This window comes from Aeromonas sp. A600620, assembly GCF_029479985.1.
GTDB classification, from domain to species: Bacteria; Pseudomonadota; Gammaproteobacteria; order Enterobacterales; family Aeromonadaceae; genus Aeromonas; species Aeromonas veronii_A.
This window is the reverse complement of the sequence record NZ_JAAKXB010000007.1, coordinates 56,098-68,876: the sequence shown is the minus strand read 5'-3', so window position 1 is coordinate 68,876 and position 12,779 is coordinate 56,098. Positions and strand designations below refer to the sequence as shown.

Below are 12,779 nucleotides of genomic sequence, written 5' to 3'. Positions count from 1 at the left end.
AAACAGCAGGATGGAAACAGATTGATATGGGGCGATAAAGGTAAAAGGCCCCATGACTACCCGATGGCGAGATCATGGGGCCAGACATCATTTAGCGGCTCACTTCATGCGAGCCTTGAAACGGGGATTGCTTCTGCAAATCACGAACAATTTGCCGCGGCGGCGCACCAACTGACAATCGGGATGACGCGCCCGTGCGGATTTGAGTGAACAGACGACCTGCATTCAGGACTCCTTCTTGCTTGAAAATGCGCCAAAACGCTTGTTGAAACGGGCAACACTTCCCTCACTAGAAACCTGCTTCTGCTTGCCGGTATAAAACGAGTGCGACTGGCTGGAAACATCGAGCGATACATAGGGATACTCCTTCCCGTCTTGCCACGTATAGCGGCGATCGCTCTTGATGGTTGAACCGACCAGGAAAAAGGCATCTGCCGCCGTGTCATGGAACAGCACCAAACGATAATCCGGGTGAATATGAGACTTCATGGCAACTCCATTTTGTTATGTTATAACAAAATGTGAGTGAGAATAGCTCTCGTTTCAAGCAAAAAATGTCGTATGAAGAACATCGCTGCAGTGAGTGATGTGTTGATAGTTAGGGGGAGACACTACGCAAGCAGAACGAAACAAGAGGAAGACACCATGCTTGCAGCACGGAAGACCAAGATACTGCGTGGGTTAGAACACAAGGTGCAAGTGGATGTAACAAGCCTCAAGAGAGGCTGGATCACAACCATGAAGATCAATGAGAATGGGCAATATGTACGCGGATCAATGAAGTATCAGAAACGAGGCGCGATTGAGGTGACAACAGTAAAAAGAGGCAGCGGTGTAATCACAGAGATAAAAAGATTGGTGAAAAGATATCAACTGACCTGACGATATTGCTCGGTCACGGTAATACGCGGCTTCATCCGGTTATTCATCACCTTGATCACCCCGAAACGCGGCAAGGTTTTACTGGTGGTCAATACCAGCTCGGCAGTGAGGTTCAAACAGACGCTGGCCTGCTCCCCAGCCTCAATGACCATAAATTCACCGTTGCCATGGGGTGTATTCATCAAGACCAGATCACCGTTTTGCGGGATCACTTGCGGATGCTGTTCACTAAAAAACCAGCTTTGCGGCATCAGGGGTTTATAAAAACGACTGACCGCGATGGCATTAAGCACCAGCTGTACCTGATGGGGAATACTCCACTCGAGTTCGGCTGCTTTATCCATCAATTGATAATAGAGGGCTGCATCATCGACACAAAAAGGTTGGGTCGCAAACGAGCTGGGCACCAATTGTCGCCCTTTATACTCGGTCGCAAATAACATGTTATCAGACAGGTCCAACATCAGACGGTCATTCTGGGCATCATAGTGCCATTGCCAGCTATCGGTCGGTTGAATAAACATGTTGGAGCCCTTACTTGATAATTACCAGTTGACTTTATTCCATATGCAGGAAATCAGCAACGTCAAATAAAGGGCTCCTCCATCTATTTCTTAAATATTGGTCACAATCTCTTTGACCAGCCCCGGCCCTTTATAAATAAAGCCGCTATAAATTTGTACCAGACTGGCACCGGCAGCCAGCTTTTCACGGGCAGCCATGGCACTATCAATACCACCCACCCCGATAATTGGCAGAGCACCATTGAGCGCCTTGGCCAGATGACGGATCACCTCGGTACTCTTGTGCTGTAGCGGACGACCACTCAGGCCACCAGCTTCACCGGCGTGGGGCATGTCATAAATCATTTCACGCTCGAGGGTGGTATTGGTGGCGATAACCCCATCAATACCATTCCGTACCAACGAAGCGGCCACCTGATCTATTTCTTCAAGGCTTAAATCCGGGGCAATTTTAACCGCCAGCGGCACGTACTTTTTATATTGGGCGGCCAGCTCTTGCTGACGCACCTTGAGGGCGGCCAGCAACTCATCCAGCGCCTCGCCATATTGCAGCGAACGCAACCCCGGGGTGTTGGGGGAAGAGATATTGACGGCAATATAACCGGCATGATCATAAACCTTGTCCATGCAGATCAGGTAATCATCCTTGCCCTGCTCGATGGGAGTGTCTTTGTTCTTGCCGATATTAATGCCGATGACCCCCTGATATTTGGCCTCTTTTACCTTGGTCACCAGATGATCCACCCCCTTGTTGTTGAATCCCATCCGGTTGATGATCCCCTCTGCCGGAATAACCCGGAACAGGCGCGGCTTGTCATTGCCACTCTGGGGTCTGGGGGTGACGGTACCGACCTCGATAAAGCCAAATCCCATGGCGCCCAGCGCGTCAATGCACTCACCATCTTTATCCAGACCGGCCGCCAATCCCACCGGATTGGCAAAAGAAAGCCCCATGACAGTGACGGGGCGTTTCGGCAAATTCTGGCGGAAGAAACAATCGAGTGGCGTACCGAGAAGGCGGGGCAAATATTTCATGGAGATATCGTGAGCCTGTTCCGGATTGAGCTTGAACAGGAAATGCCTGGCGATGGGGTACAACATCTTTGCTCCTTAAAGAAAGCCCCGGCAACTGGCCGGGGCTTTGGGTGTAATGTCGGTGCCATGCCTTAATCTGGTAATTAAAGTGCCCGACAATTCAACTGGAGCAGGTTCAACTCTCGCAAGGCCACCGAGAACTTGGCGAACTCGTGGGTACTGGTGGTCTTGAAGTCGGCCAACATGTGGGTCCAACGGGACAAGAGTTGCTCATGCTCCGAAATCCAGTCGGCCAGTATGGTAGCGCATTCTCCCTGATCTTTGCACCCTTCCAGTACCACAGAAGTGAGACTGCGTTGCTGCCAGTCAAGATCTTCGCGGAAGGAGGCACGCGCCATCGCCTGCCAGTGGTTGCCGACCGGCTGATGGTTGATCTGGTCGAGGAACCAGTGCAGATCAAGCTTGGCCCCGAGGCGATAGTAGACATTGGCGGCGCGCAGGATATCGGTCTTGTGCTCCGCGGCAATCTGCGCCAGATCCAGGCTGGAGAAGAGGCTGCTCATATGGGCTACCTGACGGGCAATGGCCTCCGGCACCTGTTTCTCCATCCACTTGGCTACAGCCTGACGATGCTCGGCCACTTCGCTCTCATCCATGACCTCGTAGAGGTGTTGACCGAGGGTTTCGAACGCCGGACGGAAGAAGGCGATGTTCTCGCTGATGCTCCAGCTGCGATTGCGGGCGCGCAGGAACCAGCGGGTGGCACGGCGCACGATCCGGCGGCTGTAGAACATCAGCTCGAGCTGAGTCTGGGCATCCACCAGGTTGTCGCACCCTTCGATATCGCGCCACAGCTGGTTCATGCCAAACACTTCGCGGGCCATGGCAAAGCAGCAGGCCACTTCGGCGACCGAGGCACCGGTTTCGTCCTTCATCCGGCTGGCGAAGTTGAGCCCCATGTCGTTAACCAGCATGTTGGCAACCCGGGTAGCGATGATCTCGCCGCGTAGCGGGTGATCGGCCAGCTGGGCACCAAACTGCTGCTGTACCTTGGCCGGGAAGCTGGTGACCAGCATGTTGGCGAGGAAGGGCTCGTCGGTCACTTCCGGGCAGTTGAGCTGCTCTTTCAGTACCATCTTGCCGTACGCCACCAACACCGCCAGTTCGGGGCGGGTCAGCCCCTGCCCTGCCGCCATCCGCTCGGAGAGCTCCTCATCGGATGGCAGGAACTCCAGTGCACGATCGAGCTTGCCTTCCCGCTCCAGCCCCTGAATGAAGCGCTGCTGCTCTTTAAGTTGTTCAGAACCGCGGAAGCTGGTGACCGATATGGACTGGGACTGGCGATAGGCATTGGTGATCACGATCTGCGCCACGTCGTCGGTCATCTCGTAGAGCATCTGGTTACGTTGCTTGAGGGTCAGATCCCCTGCCGCAACCAACTGGTTCAGCAGGATCTTGATGTTCACCTCGTTGTCGGAGCAATCCACACCGCCGACGTTGTCGGTAAAATCGGTGTTGATGCGACCGCCCTGACTGGCGTACTCCACCCGACCGAGCTGGGTAAAGCCGAGGTTGCCCCCCTCACCCACGATACGGGCCCGCAGATCGCGGCCGTTGACTCGCAGTGCGTCGTTGCTGCGATCCCCAACTTCCCCATCGCTCTCGCGAGCGCTCTTCACATAGGTGCCGATGCCACCGTTCCACAGCAGATCGACGTTGAGGCAGAGCAGCGCTTTGATCAACTCGTTCGGTGCCATGCTGGCCTTGTCGGTACCGAGCAGGGTTTGTATTTCCGGGCTCAGCTTGATGGACTTGGCCGAGCGCAGGAAGATGCCGCCCCCCTGTGATATCAGCTCGCGGTTGTAGTCATCCCAGCTGGAGCCCGGCAGATCGAACAGGCGCTGGCGCTCGACAAAACTCTTGGCCGCATCCGGAGTGGGGTCGACGAAGATGTGCATGTGGTTGAACGCGCCCACCAGCCGGGTGTGCTCGGAGAGCAACATGCCGTTGCCGAACACGTCGCCGGCCATGTCCCCAATCCCCACGCAAGTGAAGTCGGTGGTCTGGCAGTTGACGCCAATTTCACGAAAATGCCGCTTGACCGACTCCCAGGCACCACGGGCGGTGATGCCCATCTTCTTGTGGTCGTAACCGACCGAGCCGCCGGAGGCGAATGCATCGCCGAGCCAGTGACCGTATTCGAGGCTGATCTCGTTGGCAATATCCGAGAAGGTGGCTGTGCCCTTGTCTGCGGCGACTACCAGGTAGTAGTCATCCTCATCGTGACGCACCACGGATTTGGGCGGGATCACCTCGCCGCCGATGATGTTGTCGGTCACATCGAGCAGGCCACGAATAAACAGGCGATAACAGGCCTTACCCTCCTCCTGGATGACAGCACGGGGCGCCCCCGCCGGCATCTGTTTGCAGTAGAAGCCGCCTTTTGCCCCCACCGGCACAATGACGGTGTTCTTCACCTGCTGGGCTTTCACCAGACCCAGCACTTCGGTGCGGAAGTCCTCTTTGCGATCTGACCAACGCAGACCGCCACGAGCCACTTTACCCCAGCGCAGATGCACCCCTTCCACCCTCGGCGAGTAGACGAAGATCTCGAATTTCGGCAGCGGTAGCGGCATGTCGGTGATGCTGGAGGGAGCCAGTTTGAAGGAGATGTAGGGCTTGATGTTGCCCGCCTTGTCCAGCTGGTAGTAGTTGGTGCGCAGGGTAGCGTCGATCATCTCCACATAGCGGCGAATGATGCGATCGTCGTCCAGGTTGGCGACCTGATCCAGCTTGGTGGCAAGCTCCTCATGCAACTTGGTTTCTGCTTTGGCATCCTGCTTGCCAGCCGGGTCGAGGCGCTGCTCAAACAGGGTAAACAGCAGCTGGGCGATATCAGGGTAACGGGTCAGGGTCTCTTCGATATAGGACTGGCTGAAGGAGACGCCGGTCTGGCGCATGTATTTGGCATAGGCGCGCAGCACCGACACCTGGCGGCCGGTGAGACCCGCCCCCAGCACCAGCCGGTTGAAGCCGTCATCTTCCAGCTGCTTGTTCCAGATGGCGGCAAACGCCTGCTGGAAGCGCTGCTGGCTCTGGGCCAGATCAAAGGGCTGCTCGCCATGCAGCAGCATGGAGAAGTCGAGGATCCAGAACAGATCGCCCCCCGGAGTGCGTACCTGATACGGGGTCTCGCCGATCACCCGCAGCCCCATGTTCTCCAGCATCGGCAGCACATCGGAGAGGTGGATGGGTTCGGTGCGATGGAACAGCTTGAGCCGTACCCGACGGTCGTTCTCCTCCTCCTGGGCGCGGTAGAACAGCATGCCCAGCGGCTCGGCTTCGCTCAGGTTATCGAGCGCCATGATGTCGGCCACGGCAGAGCCAGGCAGCACATCTTCCTTGTAAGCGCGAGGGAAGGCAGTGCTGAAACGACGGCGCAGCTCGTTGCCACGGGCCTCACCATAGTGAGAGAGCAGCACGGAGTCGAGTCTGTCGTCCCAGCTGCGGGCCGCTTCAATCAGGTTGTTCTGTACTTCGTTCACATCCACATCCACGTTGTTGTTGTTGACCCGCACTATGTAGTGGGTCCGCGCCAGCACGCCTTCGGTGAAGTAGACGTTGAACTCCACCTCTTCATTGCTGCCAAAATATTTCTGCAAAATTTGCTGGGTTTTGATCCGCAGCGCCGTGTTGTAGCGCTCCTTGGTGACATAGACCATGCAGGAGAAGAAGCGACCATAGACATCCCGGCGCACGAATAGCCGCAGCATGTCCCGCTCCTGCATCTCCAGCACCCCAAGGCCGGTAGCCAGCAGCTCCTCTTCGCGGGCCTGGATCAGTTCGTCACGGGGATAGGTTTCCAATACGTTCAGCAGCGCCTTGTAGGCGTGGGAGCCCTTCTCGTGACCGGAGGCGGCCATGATGCGTTCGAGACGATGGCTGATGAGCGGGATCTGGGTCGCGCTGGTGTTGTAGATGGAAGAGGCGTAGAGGCCGATGAAGCGATCTTCCCCGATCACCTTGCCATGCTCGTCAAAGCGCTTGATGCCAATGTAATCCACATAAGCCGGACGGTGCACCCGGGACTTGCTGTTGGATTTGGTGAGGATCAGCAGATCAGAACTCAGAGCGGCGTGACGGGCGCTGGCTGGCATGTTGCCAAGGCGCTGACCCACCTCCTTGATGGAGTTTTTCATCAGCCCCAGGCTGGAGCTCGCCTGCGGCAGGATCTCGTGATCCCCCTCCACCGCCTTGACGTCGTAACGGCGATAACCCATCAGGGTGAAGTTGTGGGCAGCCACCCATTTGAGGAAAGCAACGCAGGAGGCCACCTCCTCCTTGCTGACCGGGTGCTTGCGCTTGGGCAGTTCGTCAATGATCTCATTGAGCTTGGCCAGCATGGGCTGCCAGTCGCCGACTGCCAGTGCCACTTCACCTGCCACCGAGTTGAGCTCGGCAGCCAGCGCGGCCATCTGCTCCTCGCTGGTGAGGTGATCGATCTCGATAAGGAAGGCCGTTTCAACCGAGGTCTGCCCGTCGGTGTTGTCGAGCGCCAGAATGGCGTCAATCTTGCCATCCGCACCGCGAATGAGGTGCAGCGGTTGGTGCAGCATCATGTGGGCGGTGATATTGAGCCGCTTGAGCGCCATCCGGATGGAGTCCACCAGGAAGGGCGAGTCCTGCAGGATCACCTCGACGATGGTATGGGGCGATTGCCAGCCGTGACGGGTCAGCTCGGGATTGTAGACCCGGATGTAGGGATCGGTACCGCTGCGCTGATTGAGGGCATTCCACAGGCTCAGGGCCGCACCGTAGAGATCGCTGTCATTGCGATCGTGCAGGTCGGAGCTCGCCATGTTGCCGTAGAACTTGGCAACGAAGCGCTCGACCAGAGAGGCGCTGTTTTTGGGCAACTTTTGATGGATCAGGCTGAGAACGTTTTCGAGCAGAACTGAGGTAGGGGCGTCTTTCAATGCCATTTTTATATTCCTTATCGGACGACATTAACCACCGACGCAGAGGCAACCACCCTGGTTACCCGCTGGTGCAGAGTTGTTGCGAAGTGTAATGGCTTGGATAAGGGAAGGCGAGGAAAGGTGCTAACGAGATGTTAAAAACAAGGTGCAGATCACGGCTTAAACTGTGAGAAATTTTGCAAATAACCAAAAATACAGAAATTCCCACTACCTTTGTGCCAGTTTACCGGATAGATAGTGACGCAAAGCAGATAAACAGTCGGTAATCTGTTCGATTTTTGTTAATTTATGCGTTCGAGGCTGATAAAGCGGTAATCGTCCTGGGTTTTCAGCCGAAAATAGCCATGCACACCATTGATGGCGACAAAGGGGCGTATTTTTTCTATGCCAAGCTCCAGGGTCAATCCCTGTTCGCTGCGCACCACCAGCCGTCTGGCATGGCCCTGATACATCAGCATCACCTCGTCACTGCTCAATGAGAGCCGAAAAGTAAACTGCTTCACACTTGCTCCTGATCACACGACAAATCACACAATAGGGGCAGGCGCATTCACGCCCCTGCCCCGTCGACACTTACTGCTGCAGCGCCTTGCTTACCTTCTCGAACAGATCCCGTGCCAGCCCCTCAAGGTTGGCAAGACGGGTCAGCTCGGCGCGGATCAGGGCCTTTCGCACCTCATCCAGTCGCTTGAACTGGATAAGCGGAGTGATGAGGCGGGAGGCCACCTGCGGATTGACCTCGTTGAGCTCGATCAGCAGATCGGTCAGGAAGCGGTAACCGCTGCCATCCACCGCATGGAACTGCACCTGATTGCTCATGGCGAAGCTGCCGATCAGCGCCCGCAGCCGGTTCGGATTGCGAATGCTGAAAGTGGGGTGATTCATCGCCTGTTTCACTTCGCTAAGAACATCGGCAGCCGGTTTGCTACCAATCAGCCGCAGCCAGTTGTCCAGCACCAGTCCATCCTTGGCCCACTTGCCTTCAAAATCGGCCAGCAGCGCAGCGCGGCATGGCAACAGATAGCCGTTGGCCACCTGCAGCGCCGCCAGGGTGTCGGTCATGTTGTCGGCAGTTGCATACTGCTCGCGCACCAGCGCATCAGCATGCTCCGCATCCAGCGCAGCCAGATAGCCGAGCACCACCCCTTTGAGGGCCCGTTTGGCCATGTCGGCATGCACCACCTGATAACCATTCAGACGCAGACTCTGATAGGTTGCCGCCAAACGCGCGCCAAAGGCCTCGGCAAGACGGGTGTGGATCGCGTCGCGCACCTGATGGATGGCATCAATATCGGCCACCTCGAACAGCTCGGCCAGGGTCGCTTCACCGGGCAGCGCCAGGAGCTCCGCCTTGAGGGCCAAATCGAGATCGCTGTCGTCCAGAATGGCGACGAAGGCGGCCAGCAGGGTTTGGGAGAGCTCAACCCCCTGCCCATGCTGGACCCGTGCCACCCCATCGATGACTGCTTTGTTGATCAGCATCTGGGCCGCATCCCAGCGGGCAAACTCGTTGCGGGCAAAGCGCATCAGGAAGGCGAGCGCTTCGTCGCTGTAGTCATAGTGCAGCTTGACCGGCGCGGAGAAGTCCCGCAGCAGGGAGGGAACCGGTTTGACCGGCACCCGATCGAACTCGAAGGTCTGCTCCGCTTCCAGCACATCGAGCACGTTGCCGATGGCCTTGCCCTGATACTGCAGCGCAATGACAGCACCCTGCTCGTCATATAGCTCGATATCGAGAGGGATATGCAGCGGCAGCTTTTGCGGTTGATCCTGAGTCGGCGGGGTGTGCTGGCTTACATGGAGGCGATAGATACCGCTGGCGGCATCGTACTCGTCGGTAACGGTCAGCTCGGGGGTGCCGGACTGGCTGTACCAGCGACGGAAACGACCGAGATCCACACCGGAAGCATCCTCCATCGCCTGCACGAAATCATCGCAGGTAGCGGCCGAGCCGTCGTGACGCTCGAAGTAGAGACGCATGCCGGCCTGGAAGGCAGCTTCACCCAGCAGGGTGTGCATCATGCGGATCACTTCCGACCCCTTCTCGTAGACGGTCAGGGTGTAGAAGTTGTTCATCTCGATCACCACATCCGGGCGGATCGGGTGCGCCATGGGGCCGGCATCTTCGGCAAACTGCGGGCCGCGCACGGTACGCACGTTGTTGATGCGGTTGACACCACGGGAGCCCAGGTCGGAGGAGAACTCCTGATCCCGGAATACTGTCAGCCCCTCTTTCAGGCTGAGCTGGAACCAGTCTCGACAGGTGACGCGGTTGCCGGTCCAGTTGTGGAAATATTCGTGACCGATCACCCGTTCGATACCGTGGTAGTCGCTGTCGGTGGCGGTGGCCGGATTGGCCAGCACGAACTTGGAGTTGAAGATGTTGAGCCCCTTGTTCTCCATGGCGCCCATGTTGAAGAAGTCCACTGCGACGATCATGTAGATGTCGAGATCATACTCGAGGCCGAAACGCTGTTCGTCCCAGCGCATGGAGTTTATGAGGCTCTCCATGGCAAAACCGGCGCGATCGAGGTTGCCCTTGTCGACGAAGATCTCGAGGGCAACCTTGCGGCCGCTCTTGGTGGTGTAGTGGCTGCGCTCCACATCGAAATCACCGGCCACCAGCGCAAACAGGTAGCTGGGTTTGGGGAAAGGATCCTGCCACTGCACGAAGTGACGGCCGCCATCCAGATCACCGCTGTCGACCTTGTTGCCATTGGAGAGCAGGAAGGGGAACTGGGCTTTGTCGGCGGTAATGCGGGTGCTGTAACGCGCCAGAATGTCGGGGCGGTCCAGATAATAGGTAATGCGGCGAAAACCCTCCGCTTCACACTGGGTGCAGTAGGCATCGCCAGACTTGTAAAGCCCTTCCAGCGCGGTGTTGGCAGCCGGATCCAGCAGGGTGACGATTGTCAGCACACATTCGGACGGCAGGTTGAACAGGGTCAGACTGCTCTCGCCTTGCTCGTAGTGGTCACAGGGTATGCCATCAATGGCAACGCTTTTGAGGGTCAGCTGCTCACCATCGAGGACGAGCGGCGCATTGTGCTCGCCGTTGCGGCGAATGCGAGTGATGGCGGTGACCTGGGTCAGCGGCTCCTGCAGTTGGAAATCGAGGTCGATGGTGTCGATCCAGTAGAGCGGCGCCTGATAATCCTGGCGATATTTGGCCGTCATGGCCTGGGAGTGATCGGTCATTATTGTCTGCTTCCACGCTTGTTAAAGGCGAGAAAGAGGCTGTCACAACCAACTGGTGGGGTCAAACAATTTGCATTACGTCAAATACGTCAGACAAAAAGAAAGGGCGACCGCAGTCGCCCTTGTGCATTGGAGGTCGCCTTGTCAGCTGCGTTTGCTGACCTTGGCCAGATCCGCAGTGATATTGGCCGCTTCGATGAGATACTCATCGGGTGCTTCAAAATCAGCGGGCAGTTCATCCAGACTCTTCACCGCCGGCTTCCCAAGACGTGCCAGACGCTCGTTGGTACGTTTGAGCGCTTTCTCATCCTGTTTCGCCTGCTCTGCAACACGCTCCGCCTCGTTGAGGGAGACCGACTTCTTGTCTTTCTCCTCCTTGTAGTCGGCGATGTCCTGCATCACATAGGCAAACTCGGGATCCTTGGCGATCCGGGCATCGTGCGCCGCCTGCAACTTGGGCAGTACGCTGGCGAAGTTGCCGAGTTTCTCGTAGTTGGCGGAGGCAATCTTGTCCCACGGCAACGCATTGAACTCACGGCTTTCGCCCGTCTCTTCCGGAGCAACCGGTGTCGGGAAGCTGATATCCGGCGCAACGCCCTTGTTCTGGGTGCTGCCACCGTCGATCCGGTAGAACTTGGCGATGGTGTACTGCACGTGACCGAGCGGCTGCTCGTAAAAGTCATAGACCTTGGCGAGACTGCGATGCTGCTGCACCGTCCCCTTGCCGAACGAGTTTTCACCCAGAATCAACGCGCGGCCATAATCCTGCATGGCGGCAGCGAAGATCTCGGAGGCCGAGGCACTGTAGCGGTCGATCATCACCGACATCGGGCCGCCGTAGTAGACGTTGCCATCGTCATCGCCATTGACCGTGATACGGCCCATGTGATCACGAATTTGCACCACGGGCCCGCTGGCAAAGAAGAGACCGCTCAGGGCGGAAGCTTCAGTCAGGGCGCCACCGCCGTTACCGCGCAGATCGATGATCAAGCCATCGATCTTCTTCTTGTTCAGGCTGGAGAGCTCCTTGATCACGTCATCATGCAGATTGACGTAGAAACTCGGGATCTCGATGACGCCTATCTTCTTGCCTTCGGCGTTAATCACCTTGGACTTGGCTGCCCGGTCTTCAAGGCGCACCTTGTCGCGGGTCAGCTCGATCTGCTCGGTCTTGGCGGTTGCGCCCTTGCCGCGCTGGATCTCCAGCTTGACCTTGCTCCCCTTGGGCCCCTTGATGAGCTCAACCACGTCATCAAGACGCCAGCCGATCACATCGACAATCTTGCCATCTTCCTGCCCCACCCCGGTGATCTTGTCATCGGGTTTGAGATGGTTGGATTTGGCAGCCGGGCCACCGGGCACCAGAGAACGGATGACGGTAAAGTCATCTTCCGCCTGCAACACGGCACCAATCCCCTCCAGCGAGAGGTTCATCTCGGTGTTGAAACGATCGGCACTGCGCGGGGAGAGGTAACTAGTGTGTGGTTCGATGGCGCGAGCGAAGGAGTTCATGAAGAGCTGGAAGACATCCTCGCTCTCGGTCTGGGACATCCGCTTGATGGCGTTGTTGTAACGCTTGCCAAGCAGTTCCTTGATCTCGGGCCACTCCTTGCCGCTGAGCTTGAGGCTCAGGGCATCGAACTTGACCCGCTGACGCCACAGCTCGTTGAGCTCTGCTTCATCTTTGGGCCAAGCCGCCCCTTCCCGATCGAACACATAGTTGTCGGGCTGGGTGAAATCAAAGGGAGTATCAAGCAGTTTGAGGGCGTATTCGAACCGCTCATAACGCCGTTGCTGACTCAGGTTGAACATCTCGTAGGCGGGAGCCAGACGGCCTCTTTCGAGGTCGGTGTCAAAACCGTTACGGTACTTTTCAAAACGGCTGATATCAGAGGCCAAAAACAGGTTGCGGCTGTAGTCCAGATTCTCCAGATATTTATCGAAAATCACGGAGGAAAAGGCATCGTCCAGCTTGAACTGTTTGTAGTGCGAGCGGGTAAACAGATTGGTAATTCGCTTGCTGGCCGTAGCATGTTGGCTCTCTTGAGCCAACACAGGCAAATCACTCTCCTTGAGCACCGGCTCGATGGCCTGTGCAAGCCCGGCAAGCGCCAGGCTACAGGCTACGAGGGAAAAACGAATTACGCCATGCTTCAACATT

The 12,779-nt window shown here is 57.0% G+C and carries 9 protein-coding genes; 1 reads left to right on the top strand and 8 read right to left on the bottom strand.

Going from position 1 to position 12,779, the window contains the following annotated elements:
- Nucleotides 1-99 precede the first annotated feature (99 nt).
- The gene (gene ykgO, locus G5533_RS10780; RefSeq protein WP_123173069.1) at nucleotides 100-225 is read right to left on the bottom strand and encodes a type B 50S ribosomal protein L36; all 126 of its coding nucleotides are present in this window, start codon (nucleotides 223-225) and stop codon (nucleotides 100-102) included.
- Nucleotides 226-489, bottom strand: a complete 264-nt coding sequence (locus G5533_RS10775) for a type B 50S ribosomal protein L31 (protein ID WP_042055007.1) — start codon at nucleotides 487-489, stop codon at nucleotides 226-228.
- 72 nt (nucleotides 490-561) lie between these two features.
- Here G5533_RS10775 and G5533_RS10770 point away from each other — a divergent pair, with 72 nt between their 5' ends.
- On the top strand, nucleotides 562-882 hold the full coding sequence (locus tag G5533_RS10770; RefSeq protein WP_254204265.1) for a hypothetical protein: 321 nt from the start codon (nucleotides 562-564) through the stop codon (nucleotides 880-882).
- Here G5533_RS10770 and G5533_RS10765 read toward each other — a convergent pair.
- The 6 genes from G5533_RS10765 to prc all read right to left on the bottom strand — a co-directional run bounded on the left by G5533_RS10765 (nucleotide 870) and on the right by prc (nucleotide 12,778).
- A complete protein-coding gene (locus G5533_RS10765; protein ID WP_441254783.1) occupies nucleotides 870-1,406 on the bottom strand; it encodes a cell division protein ZapC in 537 nt (178 codons plus the stop codon). The two genes, G5533_RS10770 and G5533_RS10765, sit on opposite strands and share 13 nt — an antisense overlap.
- 90 nt (nucleotides 1,407-1,496) lie before the next feature.
- Entirely contained in the window at nucleotides 1,497-2,507 is a 1,011-nt protein-coding gene (pyrD, locus tag G5533_RS10760) for a quinone-dependent dihydroorotate dehydrogenase (protein ID WP_421259758.1), read from the bottom strand.
- A gap of 77 nt (nucleotides 2,508-2,584) precedes the next feature.
- Nucleotides 2,585-7,423 carry an NAD-glutamate dehydrogenase gene (locus G5533_RS10755; RefSeq protein ID WP_441254782.1) on the bottom strand — a complete coding sequence of 1,613 codons (4,839 nt, stop codon included), beginning with the start codon at nucleotides 7,421-7,423 and terminating at the stop codon, nucleotides 2,585-2,587.
- 278 nt (nucleotides 7,424-7,701) lie between these two features.
- On the bottom strand, nucleotides 7,702-7,923 hold the full coding sequence (locus G5533_RS10750; protein ID WP_033136823.1) for a DUF2835 domain-containing protein: 222 nt from the start codon (nucleotides 7,921-7,923) through the stop codon (nucleotides 7,702-7,704).
- Nucleotides 7,924-7,993: 70 nt separating this feature from the next.
- Nucleotides 7,994-10,618, bottom strand: coding sequence for an aminopeptidase N (gene pepN / locus G5533_RS10745; RefSeq protein ID WP_421255128.1), 2,625 nt, complete (start codon nucleotides 10,616-10,618; stop codon nucleotides 7,994-7,996).
- 144 nt (nucleotides 10,619-10,762) lie between these two features.
- Nucleotides 10,763-12,778, bottom strand: a complete 2,016-nt coding sequence (gene prc / locus G5533_RS10740; protein WP_421255127.1) for a carboxy terminal-processing peptidase — start codon at nucleotides 12,776-12,778, stop codon at nucleotides 10,763-10,765.
- Nucleotide 12,779: the final 1 nt, after the last annotated feature.